The organism is Pseudoalteromonas sp. NSLLW218 (assembly GCF_015864775.1).
Classification (GTDB): domain Bacteria; phylum Pseudomonadota; class Gammaproteobacteria; order Enterobacterales; family Alteromonadaceae; genus Pseudoalteromonas.
Map to the genome: position 1 here is coordinate 127,305 of NZ_JADYWO010000007.1, position 18,162 is coordinate 145,466.

Consider the following 18,162-nt stretch of genomic DNA (forward strand, 5'->3'; position numbering starts at 1 on the left):
ACAAACGTAAATAATATTACAAACTTTCAGTAATTACTGAAAGTTCATTAAATATTAACTTTGCCAATTAAATATTGTCCTGTTAATCCGTCACTCTCAAGGAGCCAATAATGATAGATGAAACCTTTGTGGATCTATCGCGATTACAGTTTGCTGTTACCGCTCTCTTTCATTTCTTATTCGTACCGCTAACTATAGGTATGACCTGGATTTTAGTTATTATGGAATCGGTTTATGTTATGACCGGTCGCGAAATTTATCGTGACATGACTAAGTTTTGGGGAAAATTGTTTGGTATTAACTTTGCAATTGGTGTGGCGACAGGCCTTACCATGGAGTTTGAGTTTGGTACTAACTGGTCTTATTACTCCCATTATGTAGGTGATGTTTTTGGGGCTCCCCTGGCTATTGAAGGTTTAATGGCATTCTTTTTAGAATCGACCTTTGTAGGTATGTTCTTTTTAGGCTGGGACAGACTCTCTAAACGCCAACATTTAGGTGCAACCTTTTTAATGGCCATTGGTACTAACATGTCGGCGCTGTGGATCTTGATTGCCAACGGTTGGATGCAAAACCCAGTAGGTGCTGAATTTAACTATCAAACCATGCGCATGGAAATGACCAGCTTTGCAGAGCTTGTGTTTAATCCTGTAGCACAAGTTAAGTTTATTCATACCGTATCGGCAGGTTATGTAGCTGCATCTATGTTTGTACTGGGCATAAGTAGTTGGTACATATTAAAAGGTCGTGATTTAGCGTTTGCTAAACGTTCTTTTTCGGTCGCATCGGGCTTTGGTTTAGCATCAATTTTATGTGTAATTTTACTCGGTGACGAATCAGGCTACGAGGTAGGTGAAGTTCAAAAAGTAAAACTTGCCACGATTGAAGCTGAATGGCACACAGAAGAGGCTCCGGCTGCGTTTACCGCATTTGGTTTTCCTGATTCAGAAGAGCAAGTAACACATGCTGCGGTTAAAATACCTTACGCACTTGGGTTAATTGCTACGCGTTCACTTGATGAGCAAGTAACGGGTATTAACGACCTAGAAAAACAACACGAAGTACGTATTCGCAACGGTATGATTGCTTATGAATACCTTACAAAACTCAGAAACGGTGAAGATACGCCAGAAAATGTTGCTAAGTTTAATACCCTAAAAGATGATTTAGGTTATGGCTTGCTACTTAAGCGCTACACACCTGATGTTGTAGATGCTACCGAAGAGCACATTCAAAAAGCGGTTAAAGACTCTTTCCCTAAAGTAGGCCCTATGTTTTGGTCATTTAGAATTATGGTTGCCTGTGGTGTAGCCATGTTGGGTGTATTTATATTGGCATTTTACTACAACGCACATCGCGTTATTGAGCAAAAACGCTGGTTGTTATGGGCTGCCGTATTGAGTATTCCACTACCTTGGATAGCTATTGAATTTGGCTGGATAGTTGCTGAGTATGGACGTCAACCTTGGGCTATATCTGAAATACTGCCGACCTTTTTAGCCACGTCGTCACTAACAGTAAACGATATTTTAATTAGCTTAACTGGATTTATTGTTTTCTATACTGGTTTAGCCATTGTTGAAGGTTGGTTGATGATCCGCTTTGTTAAGCAAGGACCAAGCTCGCTACATACTGGTAAATATCATTTTGAATTGCCAAATAAAACTGATCAAACTGAAGGAGAGCAATCATGATTTTTGATTATGAAACATTAAAAATGCTTTGGTGGTTGATCATTGGTGTGCTGCTTATTGGCTTTGCTATTACCGATGGCATGGATATGGGCGTTGCTATGTTGCTTCGCCTAGTTGGTAAAACAGATTCAGAGCGCCGTACGGTAATTAATACCATTGGTCCACACTGGGATGGTAACCAAGTATGGTTTATTACCGCCGGCGGCGCGTTATTTGCAGCGTGGCCTATGGTTTATGCAGCTGCATTTTCGGGCTTTTACTTTGCCATGATGCTAGTACTATTTGCTTTGTTTTTTAGACCACTTGGGTTTGATTACCGCAGTAAAGTAGACTCAAAACGCTGGCGCAACAACTGGGATTGGGGCTTGCTTGCAGGCAGCGCGATTCCAGCTCTCGTTTTTGGCGTTGCATTTGGTAATTTATTTTTAGGCGTACCGTTTAATATTGATAACCTAATGCGTGTTAGCTACCAAGGCTCATTCTTTGGATTACTAAACCCATTCGGATTACTTGCTGGCTTAGTCAGTATTACTATGTTGGTTGCTCATGCTGGTATGTGGTTACAGCTTCGTACAGCCGATGCAGTAGCTGAGCGTTCGGGTCAATATGGACGTTATTCACTAATTGTATTTATTGTGTTATTTGCTGCAGCTGGCTTTTGGGTTGCTAATTTAACGGGTTACCAAATTGTATCAATGGCTGATACGCAAAGTCATGCAGACCCTTTAGCTAAAGTAGTCACTACAGCGCAAGGTGCTTGGTTAAGTAATTACAGCGATCGTCCGTGGACAATGACCTTCCCTATTTTAGCCTTTGCAATGGCATTAAGTGCACTTGTGTTTTCTAAATTAAATAAGCCAGCACTTGGACTTATTTCAACAAGCTTAATGTTAATTGGCGTGATTATGACAGCAGGTGTTTCACTGTTCCCATTTATTATGCCATCAAGCAATAATCCAAATATTAGCTTAACAATTTGGGATGCGGTATCGAGCCATAAAACGCTCAATGTAATGTTTGTTGCAGTGTGTATTTTTGTTCCACTTATTTTAGCTTATACCACTTGGTGTTACGTAAAAATGTGGCGCAGAGTAACGGTTGAAGAAATTGAAAACAACACTCACGGTAGCTACTAAGGAGACTAAACTATGTGGTATTTCGCTTGGATTTTAGGTGTACTTTTAGCCTGTACCTTAGGTGTAATAAATGTAATGTGGTACGAATTTCATCAAAATAAAAACAGCATTGCTGATGATGAACAAGCCATGCACGATTTATTAAACGATGCTAACAACACAAAAGATGACGACTAACCCCCGACCAGATCGCGCGCAGCAGCAATCACTGCGCGCTTTTTTAAAGCGTCAAAGTAAACCCGCTGCAGTGTGGTTAAAGTTAAGCATTGCACTGGGTACTTTTAACGCATTACTAATGATTGCGGGTGCTTATTTACTTGCGCAAACTATTCACAATGTAATGTTTGAAGGTAATAATTTAGCCCAAGTTACTCACTTACTATGGCCCTTAGCAGGCATTATTTTATTGCGCGCGGTGTTTTTAGCGTTAAGCGAACGCTTGAGTGCATATGCTACACTTAAAATAAAATCGGCTATGCGCCAAACACTTCTAAATAAGCTCAGCTTACTTGGGCCAAGCTATATAGAACAACACGGCCAAGGCGCTACATTAAATACCCTGCATAATGGCGTAGAAGCACTCCACGACTATTATGCTAAATATCTACCCGGTGCTGCTTACAGCGCGCTTATTCCGCTGGCAATATTGGTTGTTATTTTTCCGACAGATTATAAAGCTGGGCTGATATTTTTATTAACCGCCCCGCTCATTCCTTTTTTCATGATTTTGGTAGGCTCAAAAGCCGAAGCTTTAAACCAAAAACGCTGGAAGCAACTTGCCGTGCTAGGCAATTACTTTTTTGACCGCGTACAAGGTTTAACTCAACTCAAGCTATTTAATGCAACACGTACCGAGCTGAAACAAATAGCTAAAATTTCAGATGATTTTAGACACGCTACACTCGATGTTTTAAAAATCGCGTTTTTATCATCATTTGCACTTGAGTTTTTAGCTACCATTAGTGTTGCACTCGTTGCCGTAATTATTGGTTTTAGACTGTTTTTTGGTACTCTTGATTTTGCCACTGGCTTTGTAGTGCTACTTTTAGCGCCTGAATTTTATTTACCATTGCGCCAACTGGGTAGCCATTACCATGCACGCTTACAAGGCATTAGTGCAGCGGCCGATATGGTTGCGATTTTAAATGCACCATTGCCAAGTGACGAAAATGCGTCAGGGACTACAAGTACGCTTGAAAACAATTTAACTTTAAATGCAATTAACTCCATAAGTATTACCGACCTTAATTTTATATACCCAGATAGTAACGAAGGCATCAAAAATATAGATTTAACACTGCCAAATAAAGGCTTAATTGCAGTTGTGGGCAGTAGTGGATCAGGTAAAAGCACGTTGTTTGATTGCCTATTAGGGTTTCATCCTGAGGTGATAAACCACCTATCTATTAATGAGCAGAGTTTAAGTACAACCGATATTACTTACCTGCAAAATAACATTGCATGGATACCACAAAAAGCGACGCTGTTTTACGACACCATTGCTGCCAACATTAAATTGGCCAAACCAACTGCCACACAGCAAGAGCTTGAACATGCAGCAAAGCAAGCTGGTGTGCTTGAATTTATAAATACCCTACCCGATGGCTTTAACACGCTGATAGGTGAACAAGGGGAAGGGCTTTCTGGCGGACAAAAGCAACGCATCGCACTGGCTCGCGCATTTATAAAGCAAGCACCAGTCTTAGTGCTTGATGAGCCTACAGCGCACCTTGATAGCCAAACAGAGCAGCTTATTCAAGATGCTATTAATGAATACGCTAAAAACAACTTAGTATTAGTCATTGCTCATCGATTAAATACCGTTAAACACGCTAGTAACATAGTTGTTATGCACGATGGAAAAATAGCTGAGCAAGGTCACTTTGATAAACTTGCAGCGCAAAATGGTGTATTTGCTAACTTATTAAAAACGGCTAAACAAGGGGTGGCGCATGCATAACTTTATTCGCTTATTAAAGCTTTGCGCTCCTCATTACAAAGCAATGCTACTAGGCACATTTTTAGCGACGATTACGGTATTAGCTAATGTGGGTTTATTGGCTATATCTGGCTGGTTTTTAGCATCAATGGCGGCTGCAGGTATTGCGGGCGTGCAAATGAACTACTTTACTCCAGCAGGTACGATTCGGTTTTTAGCAATCGTACGAACTGCATCGCGCTATGGAGAACGTTTGGTCACTCATAACGCCACGTTTTTATTACTAAGTGAAATACGTACCAATGTATTTGCAACGTTAAGTAAGCTTAACAACGTTGATTTAGCAATGAGCCGCAGCGCCGATTTAGTTAACCGATTACAAAACGATGTAGACGCACTCGACAAGTTTTATTTAAACGTTTTACTGCCTATGCTGGTCGCTCTTTTGAGTGTACCAATCATCATGTTGTTTATGTCGGCCTATAATGGCAACGTCGCCCTTATTTGCTTTACTGGCATTATACTTATTGGTGTGGTTATACCTGCCCTACTCAGCGCAAAGCTCACTAAAAACAGCCATAAAGAAACACAACTTAGTGCACAACTTCGCTCTGAGCTTTCAGATACACTCACAGGGCTTAGAGAGCTTAGTATTTATCAAGCCCGTTCGCAGCAGCTTAATAAGTGCGACGAATTAAGTGAGCAGTACAATCAGCAATTATTTATTCGCCACAAAGCACTGGCAAACTCAGATGGGTTGAGCTTGTTGGTTGTTCAATTAGCCATGCTTGCTAGCATAGCTACCATTGTCCCGCTGGTTTACGCCAACAGTATGGTAAATGTAGAACTTGCTATGTTAAGTCTATTTGTACTGGCAAGTTTTGAAAGCGTATTGCTACTACCTAACGCGTTTATAGAGCTTCCTAGTGTATTAAAAGCAGCAGAGCGATTATTTTCGCTTGAGGATAAAGCAGCTAACTCACAAGTTAAAGATACACATGTAGACGTTGATGAAAAATTTAGTCCGCAAAATAACACATTGGCACTTAACAATATCAGCTATCAATATGGTGAACAAATAGCACTAACTGATGTTAGCTTTGAGCTGATGCCTCAGCAAAAAGTAGCGATTGTCGGTAGAAGCGGCAGCGGTAAAACCACGCTTGTAAATTTACTTACTGGTTTATGGCCTTTGCAACAAGGTAGCATCACTCTAAATAATCAAAATAGTGTTGTTAATTTACATTCATTAAATAGCGATATACGCGCAAAGGTTATAAATATACTCGCTCAGCAGCATCATATTTTTGATGGCACACTGAGTGAAAATTTGCGTTATGCCGCACCGAGTGCCACTAAAGAGCAATTGATTGAAGCGCTAACGTTAGCGCAATTAAGCCCATGGTTTAATGAACTAAAAGAAGGCTTAAAAACACGATTAGGCACTGGCGGACGTAACGTATCGCAAGGCCAATCTAGGCGTATAGCCATCGCGCAAGCATTACTTAAAAACCCTGCTATTTTAGTCCTTGATGAACCAACAGAAGGTCTCGATAATCAATCTAAGCAAGGGGTAATGCAAGCAATCATGCATGTTATGAATAACGCGAGTGTACTCACAATTACGCACGATCCGGCTCTTCTTACTCAAATGGATAATGTTGTATGGCTAGAAGACGGTAAAGTAGTGGCACAAGGCTCTCACAAAGAGCTCAGTAGCGCTTATCCAGATTATGTAGCACTAACTACCCGGTTTTAATACCTCTACTGATACATCAATAACGCCGACTTTAGGGTCGGCTATCTTTTTAAACATACTTTTTGATAAATCAATAATACGACCTCGCACATACGGGCCTCTGTCATTTATTCTTACTGTGACTGATTTATTATTAGCTAGGTTGGTAACAATTACTTTAGTACCAAAATCGAATCCTAAATGGGCAGCCGTTGCAGCTTGTTGGCTAAAGCGCTCTCCGTTGGCAGTTGTTCTCCCGTGGTATTTATCAGCATAAAAAGATGCTTTACCAACTTGTGTGATTTCCCCAGTAGATGATTTAACAATAGGCTGGCTACTACAAGCGGCTAAAGCTGAAGTAATAAAAAGAGTGACAACTAACTTAGGTAAACGCATAGGATGACTTTTATTATACAAATTAGATGCATACTAACTTGAGTTCGCTGAGTATTAACTGAATTGGGTCTAACCATGGGCAATAAAAAACCACCTTCGATTTATCATCTAGGGTGGTTTTTTAAATGCTTATAGCAAAACTCGCGAATTATCTTACGATGCCGCGCTCTGAGTTTTTAACAAAGTCGACCATCAATTTCACAGCAGGATACTTTGCGGCATCCTCACTAAGCGACTCAATAGCTTCTTCAGCACCTAAGCTTTTACGATAAAATGCTTTGTATGCTCGGCGTACAGCCATAATTTCATCACTTTCGAAACCACGACGCTTCATGCCTTCTTTATTGATAGCTGCAGGACCTGCAGGCATACCAATGGTAGTAACAAATGGTGGTACATCTTTGTTAACACCTGAATACATACCAATAAAGGCATGTGCACCAATTTTACAAAACTGATGAACACCCGAATTACCACCAAGGATAACCCAGTCACCAACATGTACATGGCCGGCTACACTTGCGTTGTTAGCAAAAATTACGTTATCGCCAATTACCGCGTCATGTGCAACGTGGGTATAAGCCATAAACAAATTATTACTACCAATTTTAGTAACGCCTTGGTCTTGAATCGTTCCACGGTGAATTGTGGCACATTCACGGATAACGTTGTTATCACCCATGATCAATGTAGTTGGCTCGTTATTGTATTTTTTGTCTTGGCAGGCTTCGCCTACAGACGCAAATTGAAAAATATGATTGCCAGAGCCAATAGTTGACGGCCCTTTAACAACAACGTGAGACTCAATAATACAGTTATCACCGATAACAACATCATTGCCAATATAACTATACGGACCAACTGAGACATTGTTGCCTAGTTTAGCGCCAGGTTCGATTATTGCTGTAGAATGGATCACTATTAAAACTCTCTTCTAGCACACATAATTTCGGCACTACATACTACTTTGCCGTCGACTTTTGCTTCTGCAGAAAACTTCCAAATGTTGCGACGTTCTTTTAAAAACTCAACATGAAGATGCATTGTATCGCCTGGTATTACGGGTTGCTTAAAGCGCGCATTATCAACAGCTGCAAACAAATAAAGCTCATTTTCGCTGCGATTTTCAACCGTTTTAAAACCCAATAAACCCGTTGCTTGTGCCATCGCTTCTAAAATTAACACACCCGGAAAGATAGGCTGGTTTGGAAAGTGCCCAGTGAAAATAGGTTCGTTTATAGAAACATTTTTAATAGCATGTAAAGATTTACCTGGAGTAAAATCGATAACACGATCAATTAGTAGCATCGGGTAACGATGCGGTAATAAAGCTAAAATTTCTTGAATATCAAGGCTATTTAATTCGTTTGCCAAAATAGCATCCTTATTAGTGTTCAATATTATGACTTAGCCAATGCTTCAAGCGCTTTAAGACGAGACTTCATATCTGAAAGGTTACGCAAGTGAGCAATAGTTTTACGCCATTCTTTGTTTGTTGTATGGGGCATACCAGATGAGTAAATACCTGGTTCGGTGATTGATTTTGTCACCATACTCATGCCGGTAATTATAACACCATCACATACAGACATGTGACCATTAATTGCAACCATGCCACCAATTTGACAGTTCTTGCCAATGGTAACGCTTCCTGCAAGAACAGTGCAGCCCGCAATTGCGGTGCCTGAATTAACTTCAACGTTGTGCGCTATTTGACACTGATTATCGATAATAACATTGCTATGAATGATGGTATTGTCCAGTGCACCACGATCAATTGTCGTACTAGCACCAATTTCAACTTTGTTGCCTATGATCACTGAACCAAGCTGAGGTATTTTAACCCACTGCCCGCGCTCATTTGCATAGCCAAACCCATCACTACCTACAACACTATTTGCTTGAAACAAACAATCTGAACCAATTTCAACATCGTGATAAATAGTCACACTAGGCCAAAGCTTAGTGCCAGAACCTATTTTAACACGTTCCCCGATAAAACTGTTCGGACCAATTTGCGCGTTGTCACCTATCACTGCATCAGCTTCAATGACTGCGTTAGCACCAATAGCGGCGCTATCACTAACAATCGCAGTCGAATGAACAGTTGCACTTGGATGAATACCCGTCGAGGCTGAGCATGGTGTAGTATCCATAAATTGCGCTAATTTTGCGTAACTTACATACGGATTAGCAACAATAACTTTGCTACCACTAAAGTACTCTGCATCAGCTTGGCTTACTATTACAGCGCTGGCTTGAGTAGTCTCAAGTTGCGAGCGATATTTTGAGTTCGCTAAAAATGCAATATGCCCAGAATGGGCATTTGCAAGTGTCGCTATTTTTTTTATTTCTAAAGCGCCATCACCCTGAAGTTCGGCGCCTAGAAGTTCCGCAATTTGCGAAAGCGTATAATTTTGCATAGAGTGATTATTTCTTACTAACAGCGGCTACAACTTTAGATGAAAGATCAGTCACTTCTTTAGGGTTAAAGTAAATAGTAGTGTCTTTTACTTTAACTTCGTCGAAGTCGCCGTCTTTAGCAATCTCTTCAATTGTTTTGATGATTACACCTTGAACTTTAGCAAGCTCTTGGTTTTGACGCGCTTTGATTTCTTGCTCTAAAGGGCGACCCTGTTCAGCAAGATTTTTTTGCATGCCTTGAATTTTTTCACGTAAAGTATCTTTTTGAGCTTGGCTCATAGTGGTACTTTCACGTTTAAATTTTTCAGCTTCAAAACGAATATCGCCTTGTAACTTTTCAAGCTCTTGACGACGTTCAGCAAACTCAGTTTGTAAAGACTGTTCAATTTTAGCCATTTGAGGAATTTGCTTGTAGATTTCCTGCATATCAACAATACCTACTTTGTGTGCAAATGCATTCACAGAAGTACCCATCATTAAAGTTGCTAAAACTGCTACAGCTGTTGATTTAAATAATTTTTTCACAAAAAACTCCTTTAGAAAGTGTTACTAATGTTAAAGCTGATGGTTTTCGTATCGTCATCTTCTTCTTTTTGCAATGGATACGCAAAACTGATCAGCATTGGACCCATTGGAGAGATCCATTGTAATGAAAGACCGGTTGAAACCCTAAAGCGCATTGGGTCTGAATAGTCATCTAACTTAGCACGTTCATCAACGCCTAAGTTTTGATAGCGGTCTACGTTAAACTCAGTATCCCATACGTTTGCAGCATCAACAAAGAAGCTAGTTCGTACAGAGCTGGTATTTTCTTCATCTAAGAATGGCGTAGGAACAATTAGCTCCATACCTGCCACTGCTTTAGCATTACCACCAATACGGCCTTGTGGCACTAAAATATCAAATTCTGATGCACCACCAATGCTACCGGTTGTAGTACCGTCTGCACCTGGCGTACCCGGAATAGACTGCGGTATACGTGATACAGCACGTGGTAATATTGTATTACGGTCAAAGCCACGAAGTTCCATTTCAGTTATACGGAAGTACTCTTGGAATGGAAGTGTTTGCTCATACCCGTTTGTAGAACCATAACCATTACCATAACCAAGTGCTGCACGCGTTGAGAATACCCAACGGTGGTCATTTGATATAGGCCAGTAAAAACGCGAATCGTAATTCAGTTTAAAGTACTGAAGATCTGAGTTAGGCGTTGTTGCTGTTAAGTTTAGAGTTTGACGCGAACCCGCTGTTGGGAATAAACCACGGTTAACGGTAATACGCGACCAACCTACACTCAGCTCGTACTTAGTAAAATCAAAGCCTGCATCTGGGTTATCTGGATCTAAGAATGTTTCACGAAGTACACGCGTTTGCTCGTACTCTGCAATATCCGAAAGCTCTTCTTTAATCCAACGAGCGCCAAAGTTAACACGATTTACAGCATCAATTGGAAAACCAATATTTGTGCCTAAACCATAACTTTTCGATTTATATTCAACAAGACTAAATTTACTTGCATCGTAGTTTCTGTAAAAGATGCTACTGCCTTGCGATACACCATCTGGCGTAAAGTACGGGTCTGTGTACGATAAGCTTAAGCTTTCAGAACCTGTAGACGTATTAAGGTTTAAACCAATTTGGTTACCTGTGCCTAAAAAGTTAGATTCTGTTACACCAATATTAAACTGCAGACCTAAGTAAGAGCCATAAGCAAGACCAGCATTAAAGCTACCTGCTGATTGCTCTTTTACAGTAAAGTCTACGTCAACTTGGTCATCCACACCCGGTACAGGCACTACGTTAAAATCAACAGTTTCCATGTAAGGTAAACGTTGAATTTGCAGTTTTGAACGCTCAAGGTTTTGATTAGATAACCATGCGCCTTCAAGTTGTGTCATTTCACGACGAAGTACTTCATCAGCCGTATTTTGGTTACCGCCAACAATAATACGACGAACGTATACACGCTTACCTGGATTAACCGATAGTGTTAATTGCACTTCTTGGTTTTCGTCGTCAATTTCTGGAATTGTACGAACTTCAGCATTAGCATAACCAAAACGTGCTAAGTAGCTTTTAATAAACTCTTCAGATGAAGTAACTACAGAGCCGTTATAAAGCTCACCCGCTCTAAGGGGGATAACACTTTTAATTAAGTCTTCACGACCAAGCAAGTCACCAATAAAGTCAAAACCTTTAACTTTATATTTTACGCCCTCAGTTAAGTTAGCTGTAACGTAAACTGATTCACGTTCAGGACTCACTGAAACTTGCGTTGAGTCGATATTAAAACGTAGGTAACCACGGTCTAAATAATAACTACGAATTTTTTCTAAATCGCCTTCAATGGTTTGCTTTTGGTAGCGGTCGCTACCCATAAACTGCCACCAAGGTAAATCTTGCTGCGATTCAGCAAGTTTAAGAAGCTCTTCATTAGAAAAAAGTTCATTACCCACTAAGTTAATTTGGCGGATAGAAGCAGCATCACCTTCATCAAACTCTAACTTAAGTTTAACGCGGTTACGTGGCAGCTTAGTAATACTGATGTCTACTTTAGCGTTGTATTTACCAATACTGTGGAAAAACTCAACTAAGCCTTTTTCGATACTATCGATAACGGTTTTATCAAGTGGTTCACCTTGGCGAATATCTTGCTGATCAAGAGACTCATTAAGCTGCTCGTCTTTAATGTCTTTATTGCCTTCAAACTCAATAAAGCTGATGGTAGGACGTTCCGTTACTTTAAAAATAACGTTGTTGCCATCACGAAGTGCTTTTATGTTATCAAAGTGCCCTGAACGATAAAGTGACTTTATTGTTTTTGAAATCGTATAGTCATCAACATTATCGCCTACGTTAATAGGAATATGTGTTAGCGCTGCACCAAGTGCTACGCGCTGCAAACCTTCAACTTTTAGGTCTTCAACAATAAAGGAGTTTTGGCCTAGGGCTGCAAAACTTGCACCCAATAAACTTGTTATTGCCAAATGTTTTTTTATAGCCATTTTATTATCTTTATCCTTTACAACTGTATTACCGCATAACACCTTACTAGTGGTGCTTTACAATCGTGTTCTAATTAGTAATTTGCCACGCTGTAACTACAAACGCGATACATCATTGAACAAAGCGAAACATGTTAGAAAAATGAGCAACAAGGCACCCACTTTAAAACCAAACTCTTGTGTCTTTTCAGAGACCGGCTTTTTACGAAAAAGTTCAATTATGTAATACATTAAGTGTCCGCCATCAAGCACTGGTAAGGGTAATAAATTAAATACACCCAAGTTAACGCTTATTAAAGCTAGAAAGCTTAAAAAGGCCACTAACCCATAGCTTACGCTAGTTCCAGCGCCGACTGCAATGCCCACAGGACCACTTAAATTTTTAACCGAAACCTGGCCTGTAATTAAATTACCAATCATATCAAAACTGAGAGTAATTAAGCGCCACGTTTCTTTTGTGCCTCGCACGATACTATCGAGCGGGCCGTAATGTCTAGTCTCTACATAACCATCAGGCCATTGCTGAACAACAGGAGCAACACCTAAAAAGCCTTGCTCAATACCGTTATTATCTATGCGCCCTTTAGGGGTAACTGTAATGGCTTGTATAGTATCTTGTCTTTTTACACTAAATTGTAAAGATTTGTTAGCTGATTGCGTAATAAGATTAACTAATTGCTGCCAATTGCTTATTGTTTCACCGTTTACAGCTAAAATTGTGTCGTTAACTTGTAAATTAGCGTGTTCTGCGGCTGAGTCTTTAGTTACGGCGGCTATTGTTAAAGTTGCCTGAGGTCTAAATGGCACAATACCCAACGAACTTAGTGGTGGTACGTCTCGCTGATCAAGCTTCCACCCCTCTAAATTAAGCGTTTTAACACGTGGTTGCAGGTTTTTATCACGAACAATAACTTCAACGCTTTCTTCGCCTAAGTTAGACATAAGCGCAAACGTGGCATCTTGCCATGTCGTTATGTCATCATCACCAATTTTTATGATATGTTGAGAAGGCATAATGCCTGCCTGCTCTGCGCGACTGCCTTCGGTTATGCTGCCAACAACTGGCTTTACCGACTGCACACCTACCATATACATCACCGCAAGAGCAAAAATGGCAAACAAAAAGTTAGCCATTGGTCCCGCAGCAACAATAGCAATACGGGCTTGTACAGATTTAGCGTTAAACGACAAGTGACGTTGATTTGCTGGTACGTCATCAACTCGCTCATCAAGCATTTTTACATATCCGCCTAATGGAATAGCGGCAATCACGTATTCGGTATTATATTTGTCATGCCATTTTAACAGTGGCTTACCAAAACCAATTGAAAAACGCAGCACTTTAACGCCCATTTTTCGTGCAACCCAAAAATGGCCATATTCATGTATGGCCACTAAAATACCAAGCGCTAAAATAAACGAGCCAAGATTCCAAAAAAAATCAAACATATTAATGCGCCACTTTTGTTATAAATTCTGAAGCGCTAATACGCGCTAATTTATCACACTCTAAAATTTCATCTAGGCTTTGCACATTGGTGTAAGTTGCAGCTTCTAGCGTCTGTGCATTTATTTTGTATATATCGGTAAAACCAATTTTACCGTTTAAGAACGCGCCCACAGCTATTTCATTTGCTGCGTTAACCGTTGTTGTTGCGCCCTGCCCTGCACTACACGCATCAATCGCTAATTGTAAATTTGGGTAACGAGAAAAATCAGGTTTAGTAAACGAAAAATCACAAATATCAGAGAAGTTTAACGGTTTAACACCCGCATTAATTCGCTCAGGATATGCAAGCGCGTGTGCAATAGGTGTACGCATATCGGGGTTGCCCATTTGCGCTAAAATAGAGCCATCATGGTACTGCACCATTGAATGAATAATACTTTGCGGATGAATAACCACATCAATATCACTCGCATCACAATTGAATAACCACTTAGCTTCAATAAACTCTAAGCCTTTATTCATCATAGTTGCGGAATCTACTGATATTTTTTGACCCATCGACCAATTAGGGTGCGCTACGGCTTCACTTATAGTTACATCTTTTAATGTGTTTATGTCGCGCGTTAAAAATGGGCCGCCAGAGCCGGTAAGCAAAATTTTACTTACGCCATGTTGCTGTAGTTTTTGATCGCCTTTGGCATTTTGTAACGAAGAAGGTAGGCATTGAAAAATTGCATTATGTTCGCTGTCTATTGGCAGCAAAGTGGCTTTATGTTGTTTAACTTTGTCAATAAACAACTGACCTGACATAACTAAAGATTCTTTATTAGCAAGCAGTACTTTTTTACCTGCTTCAACAGCACTTAATGTTGGCAGTAAACCCGCTGCACCTACAATTGCCGACATTACAATGTCAACATCAGGGTGAGCGCATAAATCGCTCATTGCTTGCTCACCGTGCATAACAAGAGTTTGGCACTGGGTATTAGCTAAATAAGCAGATAACTGCTCTGCGGCCTGCTGGTTGGCCATAATTGCATAAAGCGGTTCATGTTCAATACACAACTCCGCCATTTTTTTTGCATTTTGTCCTGCTGCCAAAACAAAAACATCAAATAACTCTTTATTGCGCGATACAACATCAAGTGTACTTAAACCAATTGAGCCTGTTGCGCCTAAAATAACCAGCAATTGCTTTTGGCTCATAAACTAAGAGTCCACGCATAGCACATAACAAACATTGGAGCAGCAGCCGTTAGGCTGTCAATTCTATCTAAAATACCGCCGTGCCCTGGTAAGCATCGACCGCTATCTTTCAAACCAGCTTCGCGTTTAAACATACTTTCCAGTAAATCACCTACCGCAGAAAACAAAGCAATAAATGCTGTCATTATCGCGTACACAGGCCATACAACTAAATCAACATCGGTAAAGTGGCAAAATGCTAATACAAAAATAATAGAAGCAACTACACCGCCTGCTAACCCTTCAATTGTTTTATTAGGGCTTACTTTAGGCATTAATTTATGTTTACCAAAACTCTTACCTGTAAAGTAAGCACCCACATCAGCGCTCCATACAATACCAAGTACGACTAAAATTAGAACTGAACCAAAATGAGTTGATTCAAGGTACTGCGCGCTACGTAATGTATTTAGTGCAAGCCATAACGGTACAAGCGTTAATAAACCTGCAATGCCGCGCATAACTAAGCCTTCATTCCACGCTTTAGCCATTTCTGGGTAGCGCCAAATTAGATAACTAGCAACAATCCACCAAGCAAACGAAAGCGTAAATAAATAATTTGCATCACCTACTAGCTTGCCATTTTCCCATAATGATTCAATAGGCCAATGTAAATTAAGCAGGCCAAGTAAGGCTGCAATCAACACAACAAAGGCGCCACGTTTGAGCTTGTTACATAAGCCCATAAATGCAGACCATTCCCATGCGCCTAATAATACGATTGCACCAGCAAAGTAACTAAATAACGTAAGCGGTGTATAAAAAACCAAAGCCAATGCTGATGGTGCAAGCACAAGTGAGGTTAAAATTCGTTGTTTTAACAAAATGTGACCCTTATTCTATTTAGGTTTGAGCGAGTAATTGTTTTATTTGTTCGCCCGTACAACCAAAACGTCGCTCTCTGGCAACGTAACACGCAATGGCCTCAGCAAATGCTGCTTCATTAAAATCAGGCCAAAGTGTCTCGGTAAAGTAAAGTTCTGCATAAGCAACTTGCCATAGTAAAAAATTACTAATACGAACATCGCCACCAGTGCGAATAAGCAAATCAGGTTCTGCCTGATCTGCCATGCTCATATGCTGTGCTAAGCGCTCTTCTGTAATATCTTCTGCGTTGAGTGTGCCCTGCGCAACTTGCAAAGCAAGTTGTTTAGCCGCATTGGCAACATCCCAACGACCACCATAATTGGCTGCAACATTTAAACACAGCCCGGTGTTATTTTCAGTCAGCTTATGCGCAGCGTCTACCTTGCTACGTAATCCTTCAGAAAATCGTGATAAGTCTCCAATAATGGTCAGTTTTACATTGTTTTTATGAAGCTTTTTAACTTCCTTTGTTAAAACAAATAAGAAAAGCTCCATTAAAGTGTTTACTTCGTCTTCAGGGCGGCGCCAGTTTTCACTACTAAAAGCAAATAAGGTTAACGATTGTATCCCTAATTTAGTACAAAACTGAACAGATTGACGAACTGCGTCTACGCCTTTTTTATGCCCATACACACGAGGTCTATTTCTAGCTTGCGCCCAACGTCCGTTCCCATCCATGATGATAGCAACATGTTTGGGTAAACATTGCTGTGAAATTGTGTCAGCATCTAGAACCATAAATATCGAGTATTCCATAAAAAAACGCCGCCTAGTATACCCTAGACGGCGTTTCAAAACTAATAATTTTAGTTGCTTAGATTTCCATCAATTCTGTTTCTTTAGCAGCTAATAAAGTATCCATTTCTTTAATAAACTTATCAGTAAGCTTTTGAATCGCATCATCTGATTGACGCGCTTCATCTTCAGATATGTCTTTATCTTTTAATAAACCCTTTACATCGCCATTAGCATCACGACGAATGTTACGAATAGCAACACGACCGCCTTCAACTTCAGCGCGTACAATTTTGATTAGGTCTTTACGACGTTCTTCTGTAAGTGGAGGAAGTGGTACACGAATAACAGTTCCTGCCGACATAGGGTTTAAACCTAAATCAGACGCCATAATTGCTTTTTCAACAGCTTGCGCTAAAGACTTATCAAATACACCAATAGCCAGTGTACGAGAATCTTCAATTGTTACATTAGCAACTTGGTTTAAAGGCGTTGGTGCTCCGTAGTACGATACCATAATGCCATCTAAAATTGCAGGATGTGCACGGCCAGTACGAATTTTAGATAATTGGCTACCTAGTGCTGTTACACTTTTTTGCATGCGCGCTTGCGCGTCTTTTTGAATATCGTTAATCACGGTGTAATCCTAATTATTTGATTATTTCATCTGAGGCTTGTGAAGAAATAAGTGTTCCTTCTTCTTCACCCATAATTACGCGTTTTAGCGCGCCTGATTTATTCATGTTAAATACGCTCAATGGCATATTGTGATCGCGGGCTAAAGTAAATGCCGCTAAATCCATAACTTTTAATTCTTTTTCAATGATTTCATTGTAGCTTAAATGGCTGTAAAGCGTTGCTTCTGGGTTTTTAACAGGATCATCACTGTATACGCCATCAACTTTAGTCGCTTTAATTACTGTATCTGCTTCAATTTCGATACCGCGTAAACATGCTGCAGAATCGGTAGTAAAAAATGGATTACCAGTACCCGCTGCAAAAATAACAACGCGGCCAGTTTTCAATAAACTAATTGCTTCAGCCCAGTTATAAGCGTCACATACACCATTAAGCGGAATAGCCGACATCAAACGACAATTTACAAATGCACGGTGTAGCGCATCACGCATTGCAAGGCCGTTCATAACCGTTGCAAGCATACCCATGTGATCGCCCACTACGCGATTCATACCTGCTTCTGCAAGTGACCCACCGCGTAAAAAGTTACCTCCACCAATAACTAAACCCACTTCTACGTCGAGCTCAACTAGCTCTTTAATTTCTTGTGCCATACGGTCTAAAACTTTAGGGTCGATGCCGAAGCCTTCGTCTCCCATTAAAGCTTCACCACTTAATTTGAGAAGAACACGTCTAAAAATAGGTTTGCGATTGATAGTCATAGTATTGGGGCCAACTTTTATTGAATTATGGATAAAAAATAACCGCGCTTATGTTAAACATAAAAGCGCGGTTATTTTAAAGAATTTCTAGCTGCGAAGCAAAACCAAATAGTACTTTAATTGCATCTAA

Annotated in this window: 17 protein-coding genes; 5 read left to right on the forward strand and 12 right to left on the reverse strand. The window is 40.2% G+C overall.

Annotated elements, in window-relative coordinates; all coding sequences use genetic code 11:
• The first annotated feature begins 110 nt into the window (after positions 1–110).
• From I6E80_RS12245 to cydC, 5 genes are read left to right on the forward strand one after another with little or no spacing between them, the layout of a single operon-like run.
• Positions 111–1,694, forward strand: a complete 1,584-nt coding sequence (locus tag I6E80_RS12245) for a cytochrome ubiquinol oxidase subunit I (protein WP_010553739.1) — start codon at positions 111–113, stop codon at positions 1,692–1,694.
• Positions 1,691–2,830, forward strand: coding sequence for a cytochrome d ubiquinol oxidase subunit II (cydB, locus tag I6E80_RS12250; protein WP_024599069.1), 1,140 nt, complete (start codon positions 1,691–1,693; stop codon positions 2,828–2,830). The genes I6E80_RS12245 and cydB overlap by 4 nt, the downstream gene beginning before the upstream one ends.
• A gap of 12 nt (positions 2,831–2,842) precedes the next feature.
• Positions 2,843–3,007, forward strand: a complete 165-nt coding sequence (gene cydX / locus I6E80_RS12255) for a cytochrome bd-I oxidase subunit CydX (RefSeq protein WP_002958303.1) — start codon at positions 2,843–2,845, stop codon at positions 3,005–3,007.
• The gene (cydD, locus tag I6E80_RS12260; protein ID WP_197185649.1) at positions 2,997–4,790 is read left to right on the forward strand and encodes a thiol reductant ABC exporter subunit CydD; all 1,794 of its coding nucleotides are present in this window, start codon (positions 2,997–2,999) and stop codon (positions 4,788–4,790) included. The genes cydX and cydD overlap by 11 nt, the downstream gene beginning before the upstream one ends.
• On the forward strand, positions 4,783–6,528 hold the full coding sequence (gene cydC / locus I6E80_RS12265) for a thiol reductant ABC exporter subunit CydC (protein WP_197185650.1): 1,746 nt from the start codon (positions 4,783–4,785) through the stop codon (positions 6,526–6,528). Before cydD ends, cydC begins: the two co-directional genes overlap by 8 nt.
• On the opposite strand, the gene I6E80_RS12270 is transcribed toward cydC, so the two are convergent.
• The 12 genes from I6E80_RS12270 to pyrH all read right to left on the reverse strand — a co-directional run bounded on the left by I6E80_RS12270 (position 6,511) and on the right by pyrH (position 18,032).
• The gene (locus I6E80_RS12270) at positions 6,511–6,903 is read right to left on the reverse strand and encodes a septal ring lytic transglycosylase RlpA family protein (protein WP_197185651.1); all 393 of its coding nucleotides are present in this window, start codon (positions 6,901–6,903) and stop codon (positions 6,511–6,513) included. The genes cydC and I6E80_RS12270 overlap by 18 nt on opposite strands.
• A gap of 148 nt (positions 6,904–7,051) precedes the next feature.
• Complete coding sequence (gene lpxA, locus I6E80_RS12275; RefSeq protein WP_007580998.1) at positions 7,052–7,822, reverse strand: acyl-ACP--UDP-N-acetylglucosamine O-acyltransferase; 771 nt, start codon at positions 7,820–7,822, stop codon at positions 7,052–7,054.
• A gap of 2 nt (positions 7,823–7,824) precedes the next feature.
• Positions 7,825–8,277, reverse strand: coding sequence for a 3-hydroxyacyl-ACP dehydratase FabZ (gene fabZ / locus I6E80_RS12280; RefSeq protein ID WP_024599065.1), 453 nt, complete (start codon positions 8,275–8,277; stop codon positions 7,825–7,827).
• Positions 8,278–8,303: 26 nt separating this feature from the next.
• Entirely contained in the window at positions 8,304–9,326 is a 1,023-nt protein-coding gene (lpxD, locus tag I6E80_RS12285; RefSeq protein WP_197185652.1) for a UDP-3-O-(3-hydroxymyristoyl)glucosamine N-acyltransferase, read from the reverse strand.
• Between the two features lie 7 nt (positions 9,327–9,333).
• Positions 9,334–9,852 (reverse strand): OmpH family outer membrane protein, encoded by a 519-nt coding sequence (locus I6E80_RS12290; RefSeq protein WP_007580993.1) that lies wholly within the window; start codon positions 9,850–9,852, stop codon positions 9,334–9,336.
• Between the two features lie 11 nt (positions 9,853–9,863).
• Positions 9,864–12,335 carry an outer membrane protein assembly factor BamA gene (bamA, locus tag I6E80_RS12295; protein WP_024599063.1) on the reverse strand — a complete coding sequence of 824 codons (2,472 nt, stop codon included), beginning with the start codon at positions 12,333–12,335 and terminating at the stop codon, positions 9,864–9,866.
• A 96-nt stretch (positions 12,336–12,431) separates the two neighbouring features.
• Positions 12,432–13,784, reverse strand: a complete 1,353-nt coding sequence (rseP, locus tag I6E80_RS12300; RefSeq protein WP_024599062.1) for a sigma E protease regulator RseP — start codon at positions 13,782–13,784, stop codon at positions 12,432–12,434.
• Position 13,785: 1 nt separating this feature from the next.
• Positions 13,786–14,991: a 1-deoxy-D-xylulose-5-phosphate reductoisomerase gene (gene ispC, locus I6E80_RS12305; protein ID WP_170071879.1), complete on the reverse strand. Its 1,206-nt coding sequence runs from the start codon at positions 14,989–14,991 to the stop codon at positions 13,786–13,788.
• Positions 14,988–15,854: a phosphatidate cytidylyltransferase gene (locus I6E80_RS12310; protein WP_076924457.1), complete on the reverse strand. Its 867-nt coding sequence runs from the start codon at positions 15,852–15,854 to the stop codon at positions 14,988–14,990. Before I6E80_RS12310 ends, ispC begins: the two co-directional genes overlap by 4 nt.
• A gap of 19 nt (positions 15,855–15,873) precedes the next feature.
• The gene (locus tag I6E80_RS12315; RefSeq protein ID WP_024599059.1) at positions 15,874–16,653 is read right to left on the reverse strand and encodes an isoprenyl transferase; all 780 of its coding nucleotides are present in this window, start codon (positions 16,651–16,653) and stop codon (positions 15,874–15,876) included.
• A 58-nt stretch (positions 16,654–16,711) separates the two neighbouring features.
• The gene (gene frr / locus I6E80_RS12320) at positions 16,712–17,269 is read right to left on the reverse strand and encodes a ribosome recycling factor (protein ID WP_024599058.1); all 558 of its coding nucleotides are present in this window, start codon (positions 17,267–17,269) and stop codon (positions 16,712–16,714) included.
• Between the two features lie 13 nt (positions 17,270–17,282).
• Complete coding sequence (gene pyrH, locus I6E80_RS12325; RefSeq protein ID WP_024596498.1) at positions 17,283–18,032, reverse strand: UMP kinase; 750 nt, start codon at positions 18,030–18,032, stop codon at positions 17,283–17,285.
• Between the last annotated feature and the right edge of the window lie 130 nt (positions 18,033–18,162).